Source organism: Streptococcus sp. KHUD_014, from assembly GCF_051106275.1.
Taxonomy (GTDB): domain Bacteria; phylum Bacillota; class Bacilli; order Lactobacillales; family Streptococcaceae; genus Streptococcus.
This window is the reverse complement of sequence record NZ_CP193666.1, coordinates 620,012-640,554: the sequence shown is the minus strand read 5'-3', so window position 1 is coordinate 640,554 and position 20,543 is coordinate 620,012. Positions and strand designations below refer to the sequence as shown.

Below are 20,543 nucleotides of genomic sequence, written 5' to 3'. Positions count from 1 at the left end.
CTACTTAAGAGGATTTTACATGTCACAGAATATTCAAATGAAAACTATTTCACCCCTTCTGCAACAAGTGATTCACATTTCATCTATCGTTGGTGGAGTTGGCACCTTGATCTTCTGCATCTGGGCCTATCAGGCTGGGATTTTACAATCCAAGGAAACCCTCTCTGCCTTTATCCTACAGGCAGGCATCTGGGGGCCTCCACTCTTTATCTTTTTACAGATTTTGCAGACGGTGGTTCCTATCATTCCTGGTGCTCTGACATCGGTCGCTGGTGTCTTTATCTATGGTCATATCGTGGGAACTATTTACAATTACATTGGTATTGTCATTGGTTGCGCCATTATCTTTTACCTAGTGCGACTTTACGGTGCTCCCTTTGTCCAGTCTGTCGTTAGCAAGCGTACCTATGATAAGTACATCGGCTGGTTAGACAAGGGCAATCGCTTTGATCGCTTCTTTATCATTATGATGATTTGGCCAGTTAGTCCAGCAGATTTTCTCTGTATGCTGGCTGCTCTGACCAAGATGAGCTTCAAGCGTTACATGACTATTATCGTCTTGACCAAGCCCTTTACCCTCGTGGTTTATACTTATGGCTTGACCTATATCATTGACTTCTTTTGGCAAAGACTTTAATACTCTTCGAAAATCTCTTCAAACCACGTCAGCTTCCATCTGCAACCTCAAAACACTGTTTTGAGCAACCTGTGGCTCGATTCCTAGTTTGCTCTTTGATTTTCATTGAGTATAAAATTACAAAAAAGAATGAGGCCGGGACAAAATCCCGACCTCTTTTTTTATGAATAATGAGCCTTTGATAGGGGAACTGATTGGAGCTTTTCTGAGCCTTCTATACTCCATAAAGCTCTGTTGATAATTATTTTTACTCTACATAACTTTCAACACTTCACTGTATGCTTAAGGACTCGCAAACTCATCATCTTTTCGCTTTTTAAACTCTCTTTTTCAACAGATAGGAAACCAGACAAGAAGTAACAATCATCCATGCTCCTAGAATGATAAAGGTCATTCGACCATCTGTCGTCACCAAGCCAATCCCTGAAAGAACAAAAGGTGTTAATGACGCACCAAAACTACATCCCAAAACAGCATAGGACGTTGCTTTGTTGAGGAGTTTTGCTGGGATTCTCTCAGATATCAACTGAAAAACTGTCGTCAGGGCAATGCTATAGGCAAAGCCTCCCAAGACTGAACCTGCCACAACTAGCCAAAGAGAAGGGGCTAGAGCAATCATAATCTGACCCACACCAAAGGTAATTCCTGCTACCAATAAGAGTTTTCCTCTAAAGGCTGAGATTAGGAAGGAAAAGCTAAGTCCCGCTAAAATCCCGATCAACTGCATGGCACTTAAGACTAGACTAGAAAGCTGAGCATCTCCAAATCCTGCCTCAATCATAAGGCTTGGAATACGGAAAGTTATGGCTGTATTGGTACACACGATAACCGATGCAGCAATAGCCAAATAAAAGATGAGCCACTTCATAGTTGAAGTTAGGCGCTCAAGCTCTTCATGTTTATGCTTAGAAACTTTCCCTTCTTCTTTATCGTAGGGAACAAAAAGGAGGAATAAAGCTAGAACAACTAATCCAGCAGCATAAGCTAAAAAACTGGCAGTCCATCCAAAGGCTAAAAGTTGCCCAACCGCCAAGGTTAAGATAGAGGCACCTACTACCTCGGCAGAACCACGAAAGCCAAGCATCTGGATACGAGTTTTACCATGGTATCGTTCACTGATGATTGAGATAGCCTTGGCGTTCAGCATCCCAACACCCAGTCCAAAAAGAAGACGAGTGACAAAGACAAAGTAATAACCTTGATACCAGAAAGGTGCAGTTCCACTGATTGAAAGGATCAAAAGTCCCAAGGTTAATTGGAGACGCTCAGGAAAAATGCGTTCCAAAACTCCGTTCAATAAGAGCATGGCCATAATTCCAAAGGAAGGGAGACTAACCAAAAGCTCGACTTGACCTGTCGAATAACCCTGGTAATAGTCAAACATAGCAGGGAGGGCACTCGAGATTGAAAACGATGTGATCAATACTAACGACAGAGAGAGCACGCTCGCCTTTTCTAAAAATTGTTTCATCTTATCCTCATATTTCATTCATTTTAGCTAGAAAGAGCTCGTGATTGTTTGTATCGCTTGATGAAAGTGTCTATTCACTACTTCTATCATCGGATTTCCAGCCTCCTTCATCAGCTCTTATGACAGAAAGGTCCTTTCCTATCATACACTGTTTCCAGCAAATTGGCAAGCAACTTGTAGGGCAAGTTCAAAACAAAAAAGCAGGGCAATCTGACTCTCTGAGTCCTCGATTGCATCCCACTTTTAGGTGTTTTATCAATAATAATTGTCTTAGATTTTCAAGAATCGACGCATTGAGATTCCTGATCCAAGTGAACCGATACAGATTCCGATAACAAACAAGAGACCAACCATCAAAGGAATAAAGGTATCTGGTGTAATCAGAGATAGGTTTTGTCCAACCAATGATGGGTTAACAGATTGGTAGACACGGTTATAGATAAGATAAACCATGATAGATGGAAGGGTTGCTCCCAATAGTCCAATGAAGGCTCCTTCCAGCAAGAATGGGCCACGGATGTAGCCGTTCTTGGCACCAACCAAACGCATGATTTGGATTTCACGACTACGTGAAATGATGGTAATACGAATGGTATTTGAAATCAAGAAGACTGCGATGAAAATCAAGAGTCCTGCAATGACCAATCCCCATACACGGATGAAGGACGCCAACTTGAAGAGACGTTCGGTATTAGCACCACCGTCTTGAACTTCAGAGACACCTTCGATCTTTTTAGCTTCTTCAGCTACAGGTTTTACATCACTTGGTGAATTGGTATCTACGATGTAGGCATCATGAAGAGGGTTTGCATCTCCTTCAAATACCTTCCACTCGTCACCCATGGTTTCAGTCAGCTTTTCATATTGCTCTTCTTTACTTGAGAAGGTTACATTTTTAACTGCTGGCAAAGCCTTAAGGGCATCATAGACCTTGTGGTAATCATTGTTAGTGACTGTCTGGCCTTCTTTAACAATGGTTTCGCTATTGTCTTCAACATCTTTACGAACATAAACCATGACGCGGACGTTGTTTTCAATATCCGTCGCCAATTTTGCAGTATTAAAGATAACTGAGGCAAAAATAGCAACCAAGGTCAAGGTAATCATGACCGAACTGACAGCAGCAATGGTCATCCATCCATTACGCTTTAAACTCTTTAAAGCTTCTAATAGATGGCGGAAAAATCTACTAATCATCGTATCCGTACTCTCCTTTCGCTTCGTCACGAACCACGCGACCATTCTCGATGGCAATGACGCGGTGGCGCAAGGTATTTACGATTTGACTGTTATGGGTTGCCATCAAAACTGTGGTTCCTTGAAGATTGATACGTTCCAAGAGGTTCATGATTTCCCATGAGTTATCTGGGTCCAAGTTACCTGTTGGCTCGTCCGCAATCAAGACCTTAGGATTGTTTACGATAGCACGCGCAATGGCGATACGTTGTTGCTCACCACCTGACAATTCATTAGGGAATGAACGAACCTTGTGTTTCAAACCAACAAGATCCAAGACTTCCATAACACGTTTTTTGATATTACGACGACTTTCACCGACAACCTCCATGGCATAAGCAATGTTCTCATAAACGGTTTTCTTTGGCAAAAGTTTGTAATCCTGAAAGACAACTCCAACACTACGACGAAGGAGCGGAATATCTTTCTTTTTAATCTTTACGAGATTAAAACCTGCAACCTGCAAGCTTCCTTTTTCTACTTTAACCTCACGATACAAGGCACGGATAAAGGTTGACTTACCTGCACCTGAAGGACCTACGATATAGGCAAACTCTCCTGGTTCAATACTCACAGAGACGCCACGTAGGGCTGTTGTCCCGTTGTCATACTTTTTGACAACATCTCTCATTTCAATGATCGACATGTGACTTCCTTTCTATTAACTAATACGCCATTTCAGATAGGCATCAATGAATCCATCTAAGTCTCCATCCATAACCTTATCTACCTGCGCAACTTCAAAGCTGGTACGATGGTCTTTGACCATGGTATAAGGGGTAAATACATAGGAGCGGATTTGGCTTCCCCATGTAATTTCTTTCTTGTCCCCCTTAAGAGCATCTACTTCAGCAGCTTTCTTTTCCTGCTCCATCTGATAGAGTTTAGCCTGGAGCATCTTCATCGCACGATCACGGTTTCCGTACTGAGTACGGTCGACGGTTGATGCTACGACGATCCCTGTCGGAATGTGAGTCAAGCGGACACCTGTTGAAACCTTGTTGACGTTTTGTCCACCTGCTCCACCTGAACGGAAAGTATCCATCTTGATATCATCTTCTCGAATATCAACTTCAATGGTGTCATCTAACTCTGGCATGACTTCTACAGAAGTAAAGGAGGTGTGACGGCGTTTGGCCGAGTCAAACGGCGAGATTCGTACCAAACGATGTACTCCCATTTCCGACTTGAGAAGCCCATAAGCATTTGGCCCTTCAAAAGACAAGGTCACCGACTTAATTCCTGCTTCATCACCAGCTTGATAATCCAATACTTCAACCTTGAAGCCTTTGGCATTTCCGTAACGAGTGTACATACGAAGGAGCATATCTCCCCAGTCTTGGGCTTCTGTTCCTCCAGATCCTGGGTGAATCTCTAAAATAGCATTATTATGATCATAAGGCTCTGACAAGAGCAGAGTCATCTCATAGCTGGTCATCATCTGATCTAGTTCAGCTAGCTTCTCAACCAACTCATCCTTGACAGACTCATCCTCTGCTAAAAAGTCTAGTAAGATTTCAACCTCATCCTGCAACTCTTCCATGGTATGGAAGGTATTGTAGGTATTTTTAAGTTCATTTAATTCTTGCGACGTTTTTTGGGCCGCAATATTATCGTTCCAAAAATCAGGTTCTGTCATTTTGTTTTCCAAAATGGCAATTTCTTCTTCTAACCCTTCGAGGTCAAAGAGACCCCCTAAAAGAAGCTAATTTTTCACGATTGGCGTCAATTTTTTGACGAATTTCTGAAATGTCCATATATACTCCTTTTTTGCATCGTTTTATTATACCATAATTTTTCTTATTTATCTAATCAGTCGGTTTTAAAATTTCTTATCAAAATATTTCGATTTAAAGACAAAGAGGATGTTTTCAACAATATAGGGTATAAAGAATCAAAAAAACACCCCAAAGCTGATCAATATTCTCATCCTAAAAACATTGATCGATTCTTTGAGATGTATATAAATACTATTTCATGAGAAAACTAGGTAGTGAGTGAAAGACTAGCACAAAGGGAGTTTTCTCGAAGACTTAGTTAGAGGTAGAAAGCACTTATTCTTTATCTGTCTTTAAAGTCGGCTTTGTTTCAGCAACTTCATCTTTTTCAGTCGCTTCTGCTGACTTTTCTTCCTTATCTGCTGGCTTATCAGAATCCCTCTTAGGATCTTCTTGATGGTTCTGAACTTCTTCCTCTTTTACAGGATTTAAGCTCCAAATACCATCTTGATTGACCTTGTAGCCATCAGGTGTTGTTCCATTTCTTAGAAGTGAACCATCTGCTTGGAAATAATACCAATTGCCATTCAGCTGTTTCCAACCAGTTTGCATAGCACCATTAGCATCAAAGTAATAACTTTCACCATTTACTTTGTATAGTCCAGTTGCCATCTGACCAGTTTCAACGTCAAGATAATACTTAACCCCTTTATCTTGGAACCAACCTGTCTTCATAGCTCCGCTAGTTGCAAAGTAGTAATAATGATTGTCTAGCCATTTCCAACCAGTCTGCATAGCTCCGCTTGCATTAAGGTAATAACGAGTGCCATCAATTTCTTGCAGGCCTGTGAGCATGATACCTTCCTTGTCTAGATAGTACCAGGTATCCTTATCTTTGAACCAGCCAGTCTTCATGGCTCCGCTACTTGCAAAGTAGTAGTAATGATTGTCTAACCATTTCCAACCTGTTTGCATAGCTCCACTTGCATTAAGGTAATAACGAGTGCCATCAATTTCTTGCAGGCCTGTGAGCATGATACCTTCCTTGTCTAGATAGTACCAAAGGTTCTTATCTTTGAGCCAGCCTGTCTTCATCGCTCCACTGCTTGTGAAGTAGCTATAATGATTATCAAGCCACTTCCAACCTGTTTGCATAGCTCCACTTGCATTAAGATAATAACGAGTTCCTTCGATCTCTTGTAAGCCAGTTAGCATAACACCTTCTTTATCCAAGTAATACCAAGTTTCTTTATCCTTAATCCAGCCTGTTTTCATTGCTCCAGAACTTGCAAAATACTTCCAATGACCTTCAATAAGGGCCCAGCCTGTCTGCATGATACCATTGTTATCAAAGTAGTAGCTTGATCCATTGATTTGCTTCAAGCCAACTGCTCGAATACCATCTTCATCATAATAATACCAGTTTGAACCTATCTTTTGCCAGCTAGAAGCTGTCCCTTCTGTTTGCAGAGCGCCATCACTTGCAAAGAGCATTTTCTTACCTTTGAAGACTTGTAAGCCCGTCAGCATTTTCCCATCTTTATCAAAGAGGTACTTTTGCCCACCAATTTCAGCTAATTCATTATAAAGTCTTGCACCTGTAGAGCTGATATAATACCATGTGCCATCTTGCTTAAACCAGCCCTCATACTGCATCTTACCATTGCTATTGAGGTAATACCAGTTGCCTTCCAATTTTTCCCTGCTATCATTCAAATGAATCCATTTGTTTGCCTGCATTTGACCTTTACCGTTAAAGAAATAATAGATATTATCTATCGTTCGCCACCCAATGGCCATTTCATTATCAGTCAAACGATATTTCCAGTAACCATCTTCTTGATACCATCCTTCAGATACTGTAGGAATATCTGGGAAAGAATCAGAAACATTTGTAAAACCAGAATCAGCAATATTAAATACCGTCGCATCCTTAGTTAAACTAGATGCATGGACCACTTGAACATTCTTCTGTTTTAGATAATCTCTTGTTGAAGCCAGATTTGCATCAGAAGAAGACGTATGTACCACCATACTAGGTGAAAGAGAATCTAAAAAAGGAATTGTATTTGAAATTTGAGCATCATAATGATGATTCCATTTCATCATGTCTACTTTGCCAATTTCTGGACCTAATCTATCCTCAGCACCTTCAGCATTATCTAAGTCACCACCTAGATAAATCTTTTTCCCTGCCACAGTCACAACTGCAACCAAGGAATTCGAGTTGTCATCATAAACTCTCTTGAGTTTGCCGTCTGGACCATACTCATTTTTATAATTGTAGAGTTGGATATCCATATCACCCAATTTGAAGCGACTATCTTCTTCCTTAATATCTTGAACAATAGTTACTCCTTTTTCACGGGCAACATTGAGTGCATTATCATAATTAAAAAGATTATCCCACAAACGCCACTTACTGGTAATTCTCTCATCAGTATATTTTTTTAAATAAAGTTTTCCGACTGGATAACGTTTTAGAATTTCATCCGCGCCACCGATATGATCACTATGGACGTGCGTTCCTAAAATAAAATCGAATTTTTGGATACCAAGTCGATTTAAATGACGAAATAGTCTATCTTCCAAAACTAGTTCATTCTGTCTTGAGATACCAACTCGACTTGGATAACGTGGATCCGTTCCATCTGGAAAATCATAATCCTCCCCCATATCGATTAGAGCATAATGTCCATTACTTTCCAATAGAATGGCATCACTTCCTGAAGCTCCCTTGGTATTGATAAAGTGAATACGATTCCCAGAACCTGCCGAAATAGTGTCAGCCTTTACTGCTTGCAGGTGATTTGCAGTAACTGACAAGAGTATGATACTAAATAAGATTGATTTCCTTAACTTTTTCAATTCTATCACTTCTTTCCTTAAAACTTCTCTTGTATCATTCACAAATAGACTTTGTGATTTGTTTATAAGTGTACTTAGCTTATTTCTTTAAAACAACTCGAGCAAAGTTGGCATCACCTTGTTTATAGATTGGATTTTCTTTCCAATTATAATTGGTATTCGGAGTTTCAAAATCAGCTCCATACAAGTGACTGATATAGTCTCTTGTATTCTCTGGAATTTTCACATCTACGCCCTTAAAGTTAGCTACTTGTAACTGACTGAATGGCAATTCGTAACGATAAACCTCATGACGAGTTGGTACTCCCAAAGCATTAATCATAAAGAAAATCGTATCGGAGGAGATTGTTTCCCCTTTTTTATCATAAACAATAAGATCTACATTCAAACCTTTAAAGCTGTATGATAGTTCTACCAATTGTTCATTGTAGTAAAATTCTTTGGTTCTTGAAAAACCTCTTTCCAAGAGATATTGTTCATCCTCTACAAAGCGTTGATAATCTGGAATAATGATGCCAAAATCCATATCCAGGTCATGGCTAATAAAATCATTTTCTCTAAAAAAGCCTAATAGAGTCCCAAAATCCAACCAAATATCATAATCTTTTAAAGGAGAACTATAAATCGTTTGAAGAATTTCTTCAAAGTTGTCTTTTAACAACTCACTTCTTTTAGAGTCCAATTCAACGTTCGCTTTGTCATTGAGACTTTTAATGATTGGTAAGTTCTTGATGAGGTCTTTCTTGTCCCCTAAAAGACTTGCCAAACTTCTTTTTAACCATTGTAACACGTCTTACACCTCTTTTATATAAGCGACAAAATCATCATGTTTCACTCGTTTTTCAACTGGTGGAATTTCCATAAAATCATCACCGTAGATAGCTGACAAGATCTGGTGAGAAGCTTCTGGAATTTTATAAATTCTATCTTCGAATGGGCTATCCATTACTTTATCAAGCAGCGTCTTCTCAAATTTTGTAGAAGTTCTCTTATTTTCCATCAAATAATCAATAGAATCATTATCATTAGCCTGCATTGAGAGAATGTTCATCTTTTTATTCCAAGTTTTAACTCTTGTTAAACGGAAAACAAGTACTAATAGATATCTGACAATATTCTTCAATCCGGCATTTTTACTATGAATACCATAGAGAGTATAAACAGAAAGTCTACGATAGGTATCTAGTTTAACCATCTCTTTATTGACATCAGCATAATAATCAAATGGGAAAACATCCACACAAATTCCTAAATCGATATCATTTTCAATATAGTTATTCTCATAAACGGTACGAGCGTCATATACTCGATAAAATGGATAAGGATAACGACTGTCATTTTCCCAAGATACTACTTTGTAGATAGGGTCATTGTCCCGTAGAACTGCTTGGTATAGCTTGTCATACTCATCACGTTTCAATGAGATATCAACATCATCATCCCAAGGAATATAACCCTTATGGCGAACGGCTCCTAATAGAGTTCCATAAGCCAAAGAATAATTAATATTCTCTTTTTCACAGAGATTGTGGATATAATCCATTACCCCTAATTCTACTTCTTTAATCTCTTCTTCAGACAGTCTTCTGTATCCATCTCTCTTTTTAGAAATAACAGAGAAATAATAGCCTGAGATTATAAACAGAATACAACCTAATAATGAGATACCATAGAAGGTTGAACTCAAGAATAAGTTAGAAATCAAGATAACGACTGTCATCAGTAAGCCTGAAACAAGCTCAGGATCAACTCTGTCTTCATCTTTGTCTTTTTTGAATTTTCTAAGACTTGCAAAGATAAATGAGAGCATAAAAATAGCGATCGGCACGATACCAAAGATTCCGTTATAGAATAATAACTCTAGGTATCCATTGTGAGTTAAGTAATGTTGTTTAATGATATATGCACTTGCATCATAAGTTTTCCCTAACTCATACCAGTTTCCTGCTGAGTAACCAAATAGAGGTCTCTTTGGAATGAACGAGGCTGTCGATTGCCAAATTGCAAAGCGGTTATTGGAAATATTTTCTTCGCTAGTATCAGTTCTCTCTAAAGTTAAATTATTATTTTCACCTTTTTCTTTATTGAGCTGAATTTCTGCAGAGTGAGCTTTCAAATACAGATCACTACTGTACTTGACACCATTATAAGATAAAAATACTAGTCCTACTGTTAACAATACAGCGACAAAAGATTTTAGCTTGTTACGGAATTCAAATTTCACCAAAGAATATAGAAAAGCGGCCACAACCAAACAGATGTAAGTCGTTCTTGAACCGGATAAAACGATATAAGCGAAATTAAGAATAATGGATGAAATAGCTAAGGTTTTAACTAGTTTACTGAAGAAAGTTAGTCTCATCCCTAAGTAAATAATAATAATTAAGGAAATAATCGATAAATAGTTAGGACTTGCTAAAATACCAAATAGACGGGATTCAACAAATCCTTGACGAATTAACAAGCCTTTATAGTCGAAAACTCTGTAACCAATCAACATTAAGAATTGAACAAGAGAAATGAAAACTCCCACAGTATTAGCTACAGTAATCACTGAGAAGAATAAGTTAAACAAAAGTCGAGATTTTTCTTTACTAAAGCTTTGAAAAATTGGATAAATAGCAAAGAAATAAATAAAGAATACTACTAAGTTCTTAATATTCGTTGAAAAGCCATACTTAATCACCAGTAAACTTGTGATAATATTCATGGCAAAAAAGAGGATTAAGTACTCAATTTTTCTCACAAATAAATAAGCTTTTTTTACAAAGAAATTATATAAACCTAGTAAAACTCCCATCAGAGTCATACCTAAGGTAACAAATTTATTTGCAGAGATGAATTGAAGGGGGACAATGAGTCCCGCCATACAATAAAAAGATATGACTGATAAAAATACCAGATTAATTTTAAAATAGTTTTTCTCAATAATAGAAATCATTTTCTCTCCTAACGGTTATGTTGACCAAGTAAAATCTGTGTGTAGAGCTTTCTGCTGAATAGTAGAGCTAGGAAACTTATTTTTCTAGCATTGGTAAATCTAGCATCTCTTAAAATATTCACTCTATTCTGTTTTAGATAGTATATCAATTTATCTTCCAGTTGTTTATCTTTAAAATCAGAATCAATCAACAATCTATCCAAGACATAGAAATAAGCCCAATTTAAACGCATCGTTGCAACATCAGCGATTGCGGGATAGTGCTCTCTTATTATATTCGCATTTTGCTCATATGCTTCAATCACATTTAAGAATTTTAATGAGAATTTTTGTGTAGTAATACTATTTTCACGATGGACATAATAATACTTCTTCTCATTAGTCGCAACAACCTTCTGGCACTGATCCAGTAAACGAATCATAATAAAGGCATCTTCTGCAATTTTTCCAACTTCAAATTTCAAATGATTAAAGAGCTCTTTTTTATATAATTTATTAACAGCAGTAACTGATAAGACCTTTGCTTCCATAACCATTTTTATAGCTTCTTCTGAAGAAAGGTTCCAAGTTTTAATCTCTGAAACTTGTTTTTCAGGAATCTGATGAAAGACATCGTAGTGTCCGCACATTGATAAATCTGCATTCGACTCTCTTAATTGACGGTAGAGTGTTTCGTACATATCTTCATCAATATAATCATCACTATCAATAAAGCCAATTAAACCTGAACTTGCTTCATCAATTCCTCTATTTCGAGCATCAGACAAACCACCATTTTCCTTATGAATAACCCGAATTCGTTGATCTCTCAGCGCAAGTTGATCACATAGTTCACCACTCTTATCAGTCGAACCGTCATTGACAAGCAGTATCTCAAGATTACTATAGGTCTGTTTTAAAATAGACTCTACACATCGTTCCAAATAAGCTTCTACATTATAGACAGGAACAATAACACTAATTTTTTCTTCCATCATGCTCCATATTCTCCCTTATATTCTCTATAACTCTTATCCATATCTGCTATTATGGCATCGTGGTGAGGTACTTGCTTGTCTGCAGGCGGTGGTGTCATATAGTCACCAAAAGCTGTGCTAAGATAGGCATCATAACCAACCGGAATAGGCATTTCTGTTCCTTCGAAAGGTAGGAAGATGTTGTCTTCAAAGGCCTGAATTGGATACTTTTTCTTCATGTATCCTGGACCTGAACATAATTCTGTAATGCCATCACTTTCGGCTGGTCCATACTTGGTCATTTCTTTCTCAGCCTTTTTCCAGATACGATAGCGAAGCGATTTAGGAGTTAATCCTAGTAAAATGGTACTACCCCACTTCATGAGAGCTCCATGCTTTTCTGGAATGGTTTGTGCACAAAATAGAGAATAAATCAAAGCCCAGCGGACTTGTTTTTTGCGCTCAGTTGGATTTTTAGGATAATAGTCCAAGGGTAATACATCCAAGGCCAAGCCGTGGGGAAGATCTAAATCTTGTTGATAAGGCTTGATACAAGTCGTTTCCTTATCACGGATTGTGATAAAAAGGTTGCGATCTACATAGTCTTTATGACTCTTTGACAAGAAATAACGCTCATCCGCATATTGAGGCCAAAGCTCTGCTAGTTTTTCATAGTCCTTACGAGGCATAAAGAAATCTAAATCATCATCCCAAGGAATGAAACCCTTGTTTCGTAAGGCTCCAATGGCTCCACCACCACATAGATAACAGAGCAAGTCATGTTTTTTACAAAATGCAACAAAATACTCAGCCATTTCTAGGCTACGAGTTTGAATTGCCTTTAAATCACTCATCTATTTTTCATCCTCTTCTATAGAATACATCATTCTATTATACCACAAAAATGGCTTATACATCCAACCAACTATGTGAAAAATCAAAGCCCAAGGCATCTGGTTTTACAGATGAATCAAGCTTTGATTTCCATTTTTTCGATTTTATCTCAAGCCCATTTGCGCGAGTTTGGTCTGGTAGGCAGCTTGATCCACTCGAAGGGATTGGCCTCCATAGACATCATAGTCATCCACCCAATCACCAAGTTCTGGGACTGTCAGTTTTTCAATCCCATTTTGAGCTCCTTCAAGAACTGATAGGCCATTGGTCAATAAGAAGGTATAAGGTAGGTTTGTTGAGGTCATCGCAAAAACTTTCCCTAGAGCTTCTGAACCAGTGAACAATTTTGTCGGGTCTTTGATTTGTTGTAGAACCGCGGTCATAACCTGTTGTTGTCTACGAGTACGGCCATAATCCCCTTCATCATCATCACGGAAACGTGCATAGTTCAGAAGAGTTGAACCGTTCATTTGCTGTTTACCGGATCGAATAGTTTGAGTAGGTGACTCAGTTGCCGTTGCGTGCAAGTCATCACCCACTGTCGCTTCTGTGACTGGAACTCCATTTAAAGTTGAAAATTGGGCATCGATGGTTACACCATCAGGAAAAAGGGTATCTATTGCAGTTGCAAAGGCTTGGAAATCAACGAGCGCATAATATTTGATATCTAGGTCAAAATTATCCTTGAGGACGTTGCGAACCATTTCGGCTCCTTGTTTTCCTTCTTGTTCCCCTAATTCGTAGGCCAAATTTAATTTGTGATCAGCTTGTTTCTGACCATCGATAACCTGACTATAACCATCAATGTAAACTAAATTGTCACGCATAAAGCTAACGAGCTTGATTTTTTTATCCTTACCACTTACGTTTAGAACCATGACGGAGTCTGTCCGCGTTTCGGAACTATCTTGTCCAATCCGTCCATCTGTTCCCAAAATCAGAATATTTACTCCATCACGAGTGTCTTGACCGTTAAAAACTTCAACTTGAGCCGCTTTAGCATCCTTAGGATTATTAGAGTTAGCAGATTGGAAGCCTTTTAAGAACATGACGATCATTCCTACTGCTACACAAAGCAATATCATCCCTAACCAAGCAAATAAGCGTTTAAAACGAAAACCTCTTTTTTTCTTTTGCTTCTTAGCTTTTGGAATCTTCGTTTCCAGTTGATCTCCACTACTACGGCGACTAGAACGACTACGATTAGCATAGGTTGGCAGGTCGATACCAGAGTCTGAAAGAAGTTGTTCTTTGGCTTCTGGATTGAAAACTTCTGCTGAATCTTTTTGACCTTCTATCTTGGCTTGTAAAAAGGCAAATTCTCTTTTTTCCTTATCATTCAAATAATGAATATTTTTCAAAAGATAGTCATAGCGCAGTTTTTCATGATGTGTTAGAGGATTCTCTCTAGTCATAGGTTCTCCTTCCCTTTATCTTGTATGGTATAGATAGGGTAAGCTCCCAGTACTTTATACTGGATCCCAATTGTTTCTAATTCTTCTTGAGCAAAACGGACCAATTCTTTATCTCTATAGTCAACATCGATGATAAAGAAGTATTCTCCAAGTGCAGTTTTTAGGGGGCGACTCTCAATCTTAGTTAGGTCAATCCCGCGCCAAGCAAAGGTAGAAAGCGCCTTATATAAAGCTCCTGGAAGATTGTCTGGCAAGGTCAATGCTAGACTCATTTTCTTATCATTTGCTTTCAAGGGCATTTGTGGTGCCTTGGGACCTAACACCCAAAAGCGAGTAAAATTGGCTTCCATTTCTTGAATGTCTTCAGCGATAAGTTGGAGACCGTATTCCTCGGCAGAACTTCTAGGTGCTATTGCTGCAAAGGGTTGATTAGGGTGCTCTGCAACAAATCGTGCTGCGTAGGCTGTACTGGCAGTGACTTCTAGCTCAGCATTTGGAAAATGTTCATCGATAAATTTCTTCCCTTGTGCCAAAGCTTGTGGGTGAGAAAAGATTTTCTCAATTTTAACTTGCCCTGGCACTGCCATCAGCTGTTGATGAATTGGCTGCACAATCTCCGCCACAGCCTGAATACGAGCTTGATGAAAAAGATAGTCCAAGGTTTCATGAACACTACCTTCAATGGAATTTTCGACTGGGACAACAGAAAAATCAACCAATCCCTGTTCATAAGCCTTGATAACGTCCGTAATATTTGAAAAAGGCTCTAGTTCCTCATGAGGAAAAGCCGTTTGCACAACATGGTGCGAAAAAGATCCTTTAGGACCTAGATAGGCAATTTTCATGTCAATTCCTCTATAATTTCCTCTGGACTTAGCTTGAACACATCGATAACTTTACTAGCCACTTCCTCATACCAAGCCTGTCTTTCTTTAAAAATCTCAGCCAAATCTTCCTTGCTATTCTTTAAAAATAGTGGACGTTGATTGTCCTTATCAGCTGAAATTCGCTGGTAAAGGGTCTCAAAATCTGCTTTTAGGTAGATGTTGTCTGGATTTTGCTTTAGCAAGGCACGATTACGCGGAGAAATGACTACTCCTCCCCCAGTTGACACGACTTGGTCTGTTTTTAATAAATCAGCTAAAATTTCTGATTCTACCTGACGGAAGGCTGCTTCTCCTTTTTCTTCAAAGAAACGAGCAATCGACATCCCCAGTCGTTCTTCCAGCATAGCATCCATGTCTACAAAGTCAGGATCTAAGCCTCTAGCGATGGTAGATTTTCCTGCACCCATAAAACCTAGTAAAACCTTAGCCATGAATCAAAGTCTCCAAATCATCAAAGAAACTTGGATAGCTTGTGTTGATAGCTTCGGCACGATCCAATTCAACTTCTCCATCCGCAACTAAAAGAGCTGCAATGGCTGTCATCATGCCGATACGGTGGTCACCAAAGGTATTTACTCTGGCTCCATGGAGGGCAGATTTCCCTTTGATAATCATTCCGTCTACCGTAGGAGTAATAGTTGCTCCCATGCTATTTAAAGCATCTGCGACAACTTGAATGCGATCCGTTTCTTTGACCTTGAGTTCTTCTGCATCTTTGATAACTGTTTGACCTTGAGCTTGGGTAGCAAGGAGCGCGATAATCGGCAATTCATCAATCAAACGTGGAATCAAGGCTCCACCAATTTCTATCCCGTTTAGTTCTGAAGTCTCGACAGTCAAGGTTGCATATTTGGCAATTGGATCAATATCAGTAATCTCTAATTTCCCGCCCATAGCTCGGATAACATCGATAATACCTGTACGAGTTTCGTTAATACCGACATTCTTAAGTACCACTCGAGAATTTGGCACAATCAAACCTGCTACCAACCAAAATGCTGCACTAGAAATATCTCCTGGCACGACAACCTTTTGTCCACTTAGTTTCTGTGGCCCTTGAACAGTGATTTTCTTACCATCGACACTCAAATCACCTCCGAATTGTTGGAGCATATCTTCTGTGTGATTACGAGTGCACTCCTTCTCAATGATGACAGATTGACCCTGAGCCTGCAAAGCCGCAAAAATCAAGGCAGACTTGACTTGGGCAGAAGCGATTGGCAATTCGTATTGAATAGGTCTTAAGTTTTTCGTTCCCTTTAAGTGTAACGGTGGCAAGTCTCGCTCTGTTTGACCAGAAATACTAACTCCCATTTTTTTCAAGGGAAGGGTCACACGATCCATTGGGCGTTTAGAAAGACTATCATCTCCAAACATCTCTACTTCAAAGTCTGCACCAGCAAGGACGCCTGAAATTAAACGAATAGATGTCCCAGAATTCCCCATATCCAGGGCTTTCTGAGGGGCTTTCAATCCATCCATTCCAACACCTTGAATGGTAACGACACCGTCTTTGTCCTCAATCTCTACGCCGAGGTCACGAAATACCTGCATGGTTGACAAGACATCTTCACCACGCAAGATATCGTAAACCTTCGTTTCACCCTCAGCCAAGCTTCCAAAAATAATCGAGCGATGACTGATGGACTTATCCCCAGGTACGCGAATACTACCATTTAAGTGCTTAATGTTTGTTTTTAATTTCATACTGGTCCTCATACTGACAATACTTTTTCTTATTTTATCATAAAAAGTCAGAAATTTCTTAAAAATTCCTGACTTTATGAGGTAAATTCTTATTTTAAAAGTTCTGAAATTGGTTCAAAGACAATTTTTTCAATATCAGAAAGGTAGATAGAAAGTTGTTGCTGTTTGGCAAAGAATTCTGACAAGAGAGAGTTACCTTGAATCTGCTTGCCAAAACTTTCCATTTTTTCTTGGAAAGAAGCATCTGGAATTTGACCAGTTTGTGCCATGATTTGGATTTCATGTTGAAAAGCAATATAATCTGCAAAAATTTTGCTTGCTTCTGCATCCGCTTGGATGGCATCCTTGGCTTCTTTAACCGCCTTGTATTCTGGCAATTCGCGTAGTCCACGACTTAGTGCATTTGCACTATCATAAATATTTGACATAATTGTCCTCCTTATTTAATAACGACTGTGTAGTCAGTATTTTCTGTAATGACTTGCTCAGCTCGTTTTAAATCCTGAGCATTCTTAAAGGAAATTTGCAGAATCCCGTGAACATCCTCACGGTTTTCCTCATTGATATGGATATTGACCAAAGAAGTTCCACGTAGCAATTCCAAGATGCGTAAAATCACATCTTCCTCATCGGGAACATCTACATAAAGGTCAAATGAGCTATCTACTCCTCCGCGTTTATGGATTTCCATAGCTTGACGTTGCTCACGCGCTTGGTTGAAAAAATTCCAGATTTGGTTTTCGTCACCTACACTGATTGCATGACCTATCTCGTCCAAACGACCCTTGAAATCCTCAATGCGTTCAATAATGGTCTCCCGATTGGATAAGAGGATAGAAGTCCACATACCTGGCTCACTTTCGGCAATCCGAGTCATATCTCGAAAACCACCTGCCGCAAAGCGTCGTGCCATCTCATGCTCTTCAGCATAGTTGGCAGTTTGTTCCATCAAACCTGATGCCAAGATATGAGGAAAATGACTAATCTGAGAAGTCACTCGGTCATGTTCCTCAGCATCGATTTCAATAAAACGTGCATGAAGTCCCGACAGCAAGTCTTTCATTTCTTCGAGCGTATCCGAAGTTGTCAGACTAGATGGCGTGAAGATATAGTAAGCATTTTCAAAGAGATTAACATCGGCAGAAGCCGCTCCTGTCTTGTGACTTCCTGCCATGGGATGAGCTCCAACAAAGCGAACGGACTTATCAGCAAAACATTTCTCAGCTGTAGCCACGATAGCTGACTTGGTCGATCCAGCATCGGAAATAATGACACCTTCTTTCAAGTCCAAGTTGGCCAATTCCTTAATAAAGGCAATGGTTTGCTTGATTGGCAGGGTAAGAATGATGACGTCTGCAAGTGGAGCAAAACTGGCAAAATCATCCGTCGCACGATCAATCATTCCTCGCTCCAAAGCAATATCTCTAGACGCTTGACTACGATTGTATCCTAAAATTTCATAATCAGGATGATCCCGCTTGATTCCGAGTGCCATGGAAGCACCAATCAAACCTAGTCCTGCGATATAGATGGTTTTTGCCATAAGAACTCCTTAATAATTCTTTGTATACTCCCGATGTTTTGCAACAGCTTCTTTTAATTCTTCCAGATTATCAGAAGAAAATTTCTCTAAGATTTCTTGAGCCAAGACTGTTGCTACGACTGCTTCCATAACAACACCTGCTGCTGGAAGAGCGGTTGGATCACTTCTCTCCACCGTTGCCTTATAAGGCTCATGGGTTTCAATATCAACGCTCATCAGTGGCTTGTAGAGAGTCGGAATTGGCTTCATAACTCCACGAACGATAATCGGTTGGCCGTTGGTCATACCACCTTCGAAACCTCCAAGGTTATTAGTCCGACGAGTATAGCCATCTTCTGATGACCAGAGGATTTCATCCATGACTTGGCTACCCTTAAGATGGCCTGCTTTAAAACCAAGACCAAACTCCACACCCTTAAAGGCGTTGATTGAAACAACTGCTTGAGCTAGTCTCGCATCTAGTTTTCTATCCCATTGGACATAGGAACCCAGACCAACCGGAACACCTCCGACAACTGTTTCGACAACACCACCAATAGTATCTCCATCACGTTTAATCTGATCAATATAATCCTTGATCTCCTGCTCACGTTCTTGGTTGACGATAGAAACTTCAGACTGGGCAGCCAGTTTCTTAATCTCTGCGACTGTTAAGTTATCTGGAACATCGATTTCCTTACCACCAAAGATAACAACATGGTTGGCAATTTCTATATCAAGCTCAGCCAATAGACGCTTGGCCACAGCTCCAACTGCTACTCGCATAGTCGTTTCACGAGCTGATGAACGTTCTAAAGAATTTCGTAAATCATCAAAACGATATTTGATACCTCCTACCAAGTCAGCGTGACCTGGGCGAGGATGTGTGATTTTTCGTTTACTTTTAAGTTTATCCTCAATATCCTCAGCAGACATGATATCTAGCCATTTTTGATGGTCTTTGTTAATGACATCCATGGTAATGGGAGCCCCTGTCGTCCTCCCGTGGCGAACACCAGAAGTAAAGACAACTTGGTCACTTTCAATCTTCATACGACCACCACGTCCGTATCCACCCTGGCGACGTTTGAGATCCTCATTGATATCTTCTGCAGTCAAAGGCAGTCCTGCAGGAATTCCTTCAATAATTGCTGTCAGACGAGGACCATGTGATTCTCCTGCTGTTAAATATCTCATACATTCTCCTTATTTTACTAAGTAATCTTTCATTTCTTCGAGAGAAACTGGGTGAATCGTCGCTGAACCAAGCTCAGGTACCAAAACTAACTTCATGGTGTTGCCACGCGCTTTTTTATCGTGAGTCAAAGCCTGATAAAGCTTGTCAAGGTCCCAGTTTTCATAATCAACAGGAAGGCCAAATTTCTGACACATTTCTCGGATAGACTGAGTGATTCCAGCTGGCATAAGACCTTTTTGTTCTGCTACCTTAGAAACCTGAACCATTCCCATCGCTACTGCCTCACCGTGCATGACTTTTCCGTAACCAGCAGTTGCTTCAATGGCATGGCCAATTGTGTGACCAAAGTTGAGATATAAACGAATGCCATTATCCAACTCATCTTCAACTACCATCTTGCGCTTAACCTGACAAGAATGCTCAATCAAACTCTCGGAATGTTCCAATATGCTTTCGATAGAACCATCCATATCAGATAATAAGTCCCAGAGTTCTGGATCTTCAATTAAGCCATACTTGATGACTTCACCCATTCCTTCAATCAATTCTCTCTTACCCAAGGTCTCAAGAACAGTTGGGTCAATCAAAACACCATCCGGCTGAGCAAAAGTCCCCACCATATTCTTGGCAAAAGGGGTGTTAACTCCAGTTTTTCCACCAATAGACGAGTCCACCTGGGCAGTCAAACTGGTCGGAATTTGAACAAAGTGAATACCTCGCATATAGGTAGAGGCCACAAAGCCAGCCAAATCGCCAACTACACCACCGCCGAGGGCTACGATTCCATCACTACGAGTCATATCCTGTTTGACTAAAAATTCATAGACTTTTTGAACTGTAGTCAGATTTTTTCGTTCTTCGCCCTCTAAAAAGTCAAAAACTGCCACTTGAAAGCCAGCATCCTCCAAACTCAATTTAACCTTTTCTGCATAGAGTGAAGCCACACGGTTATCCGTTATGATAACAATTTTTTGTGGTTGCCAAAGTTTGCGCAACCATTTTCCTGCTTGAGACAGGCATCCTTTTTCAATCTGAATATCATAGGGATGATGTGGAAGGTCTATTCTGATTTTCATAGCAGGTCTCCTTTTTC

At 39.6% G+C, this 20,543-nt stretch carries 18 protein-coding genes; 1 reads left to right on the top strand and 17 read right to left on the bottom strand.

Features of this window, described 5'->3' with window-relative positions:
* Positions 1-19 precede the first annotated feature (19 nt).
* Entirely contained in the window at positions 20-637 is a 618-nt protein-coding gene (locus tag ACORHT_RS03150) for a TVP38/TMEM64 family protein (RefSeq protein ID WP_434350581.1), read from the top strand.
* A gap of 316 nt (positions 638-953) precedes the next feature.
* Here ACORHT_RS03150 and ACORHT_RS03145 read toward each other — a convergent pair whose 3' ends face one another.
* The 17 genes from ACORHT_RS03145 to aroB form a co-directional block, all read right to left on the bottom strand.
* Positions 954-2,108, bottom strand: coding sequence for an MFS transporter (locus tag ACORHT_RS03145; protein WP_434350580.1), 1,155 nt, complete (start codon positions 2,106-2,108; stop codon positions 954-956).
* 270 nt (positions 2,109-2,378) lie between these two features.
* Complete coding sequence (gene ftsX / locus ACORHT_RS03140; protein ID WP_414321135.1) at positions 2,379-3,305, bottom strand: permease-like cell division protein FtsX; 927 nt, start codon at positions 3,303-3,305, stop codon at positions 2,379-2,381.
* Positions 3,298-3,990, bottom strand: coding sequence for a cell division ATP-binding protein FtsE (gene ftsE, locus ACORHT_RS03135; RefSeq protein ID WP_060955458.1), 693 nt, complete (start codon positions 3,988-3,990; stop codon positions 3,298-3,300). Before ftsE ends, ftsX begins: the two co-directional genes overlap by 8 nt.
* Positions 3,991-4,005: 15 nt before the next feature.
* Positions 4,006-5,101 (bottom strand): peptide chain release factor 2 gene (gene prfB / locus ACORHT_RS03130; protein WP_142995376.1). Its coding sequence is split into 2 segments (ribosomal slippage): positions 4,006-5,028 and positions 5,030-5,101, totalling 1,095 coding nucleotides; the frame shifts between segments, so codons are not numbered across the junction.
* A gap of 297 nt (positions 5,102-5,398) precedes the next feature.
* Positions 5,399-7,936, bottom strand: a complete 2,538-nt coding sequence (locus tag ACORHT_RS03125; RefSeq protein ID WP_434350821.1) for an MBL fold metallo-hydrolase — start codon at positions 7,934-7,936, stop codon at positions 5,399-5,401.
* Positions 7,937-8,009: 73 nt separating this feature from the next.
* Positions 8,010-8,720: a LicD family protein gene (locus ACORHT_RS03120; protein ID WP_434350579.1), complete on the bottom strand. Its 711-nt coding sequence runs from the start codon at positions 8,718-8,720 to the stop codon at positions 8,010-8,012.
* Between the two features lie 3 nt (positions 8,721-8,723).
* The gene (locus ACORHT_RS03115) at positions 8,724-10,871 is read right to left on the bottom strand and encodes a LicD family protein (protein ID WP_434350578.1); all 2,148 of its coding nucleotides are present in this window, start codon (positions 10,869-10,871) and stop codon (positions 8,724-8,726) included.
* 8 nt (positions 10,872-10,879) lie between these two features.
* The gene (locus ACORHT_RS03110; protein ID WP_434350577.1) at positions 10,880-11,848 is read right to left on the bottom strand and encodes a glycosyltransferase family 2 protein; all 969 of its coding nucleotides are present in this window, start codon (positions 11,846-11,848) and stop codon (positions 10,880-10,882) included.
* The gene (locus tag ACORHT_RS03105) at positions 11,845-12,681 is read right to left on the bottom strand and encodes a LicD family protein (protein WP_434350576.1); all 837 of its coding nucleotides are present in this window, start codon (positions 12,679-12,681) and stop codon (positions 11,845-11,847) included. Before ACORHT_RS03105 ends, ACORHT_RS03110 begins: the two co-directional genes overlap by 4 nt.
* A gap of 144 nt (positions 12,682-12,825) precedes the next feature.
* Positions 12,826-14,136 (bottom strand): LCP family protein, encoded by a 1,311-nt coding sequence (locus ACORHT_RS03100; protein ID WP_434350575.1) that lies wholly within the window; start codon positions 14,134-14,136, stop codon positions 12,826-12,828.
* Positions 14,133-14,981 (bottom strand): prephenate dehydratase, encoded by an 849-nt coding sequence (gene pheA, locus ACORHT_RS03095; protein ID WP_434350574.1) that lies wholly within the window; start codon positions 14,979-14,981, stop codon positions 14,133-14,135. The genes ACORHT_RS03100 and pheA overlap by 4 nt, the downstream gene beginning before the upstream one ends.
* On the bottom strand, positions 14,978-15,454 hold the full coding sequence (locus tag ACORHT_RS03090; RefSeq protein WP_434350573.1) for a shikimate kinase: 477 nt from the start codon (positions 15,452-15,454) through the stop codon (positions 14,978-14,980). Before ACORHT_RS03090 ends, pheA begins: the two co-directional genes overlap by 4 nt.
* Positions 15,447-16,730, bottom strand: coding sequence for a 3-phosphoshikimate 1-carboxyvinyltransferase (gene aroA, locus ACORHT_RS03085; protein WP_434350572.1), 1,284 nt, complete (start codon positions 16,728-16,730; stop codon positions 15,447-15,449). The genes ACORHT_RS03090 and aroA overlap by 8 nt, the downstream gene beginning before the upstream one ends.
* Before the next feature lie 89 nt (positions 16,731-16,819).
* Positions 16,820-17,158, bottom strand: coding sequence for a YlbF/YmcA family competence regulator (locus ACORHT_RS03080; RefSeq protein WP_248035335.1), 339 nt, complete (start codon positions 17,156-17,158; stop codon positions 16,820-16,822).
* A gap of 11 nt (positions 17,159-17,169) precedes the next feature.
* Positions 17,170-18,273, bottom strand: coding sequence for a prephenate dehydrogenase (locus ACORHT_RS03075; RefSeq protein ID WP_434350571.1), 1,104 nt, complete (start codon positions 18,271-18,273; stop codon positions 17,170-17,172).
* Between the two features lie 9 nt (positions 18,274-18,282).
* A complete protein-coding gene (gene aroC / locus ACORHT_RS03070; protein WP_434350570.1) occupies positions 18,283-19,449 on the bottom strand; it encodes a chorismate synthase in 1,167 nt (388 codons plus the stop codon).
* A 9-nt stretch (positions 19,450-19,458) separates the two neighbouring features.
* The gene (gene aroB, locus ACORHT_RS03065) at positions 19,459-20,526 is read right to left on the bottom strand and encodes a 3-dehydroquinate synthase (protein ID WP_414316470.1); all 1,068 of its coding nucleotides are present in this window, start codon (positions 20,524-20,526) and stop codon (positions 19,459-19,461) included.
* Positions 20,527-20,543: the final 17 nt, after the last annotated feature.

Coding starts and splice junctions, on each gene's coding strand:
- ACORHT_RS03150 (WP_434350581.1), top strand. CDS start 20: ATGTCACAGAATATTCAAATGAAAACTATTTCACCCCTTCTGCAACAA.
- ACORHT_RS03145 (WP_434350580.1), bottom strand. CDS start 2,108: ATGAAACAATTTTTAGAAAAGGCGAGCGTGCTCTCTCTGTCGTTAGTA.
- ftsX (WP_414321135.1), bottom strand. CDS start 3,305: ATGATTAGTAGATTTTTCCGCCATCTATTAGAAGCTTTAAAGAGTTTA.
- ftsE (WP_060955458.1), bottom strand. CDS start 3,990: ATGTCGATCATTGAAATGAGAGATGTTGTCAAAAAGTATGACAACGGG.
- ACORHT_RS03115 (WP_434350578.1), bottom strand. CDS start 10,871: ATGATTTCTATTATTGAGAAAAACTATTTTAAAATTAATCTGGTATTT.
- ACORHT_RS03110 (WP_434350577.1), bottom strand. CDS start 11,848: ATGATGGAAGAAAAAATTAGTGTTATTGTTCCTGTCTATAATGTAGAA.
- ACORHT_RS03105 (WP_434350576.1), bottom strand. CDS start 12,681: ATGAGTGATTTAAAGGCAATTCAAACTCGTAGCCTAGAAATGGCTGAG.
- ACORHT_RS03100 (WP_434350575.1), bottom strand. CDS start 14,136: ATGACTAGAGAGAATCCTCTAACACATCATGAAAAACTGCGCTATGAC.
- pheA (WP_434350574.1), bottom strand. CDS start 14,981: ATGAAAATTGCCTATCTAGGTCCTAAAGGATCTTTTTCGCACCATGTT.
- ACORHT_RS03090 (WP_434350573.1), bottom strand. CDS start 15,454: ATGGCTAAGGTTTTACTAGGTTTTATGGGTGCAGGAAAATCTACCATC.
- aroA (WP_434350572.1), bottom strand. CDS start 16,730: ATGAAATTAAAAACAAACATTAAGCACTTAAATGGTAGTATTCGCGTA.
- ACORHT_RS03080 (WP_248035335.1), bottom strand. CDS start 17,158: ATGTCAAATATTTATGATAGTGCAAATGCACTAAGTCGTGGACTACGC.
- ACORHT_RS03075 (WP_434350571.1), bottom strand. CDS start 18,273: ATGGCAAAAACCATCTATATCGCAGGACTAGGTTTGATTGGTGCTTCC.
- aroC (WP_434350570.1), bottom strand. CDS start 19,449: ATGAGATATTTAACAGCAGGAGAATCACATGGTCCTCGTCTGACAGCA.
- aroB (WP_414316470.1), bottom strand. CDS start 20,526: ATGAAAATCAGAATAGACCTTCCACATCATCCCTATGATATTCAGATT.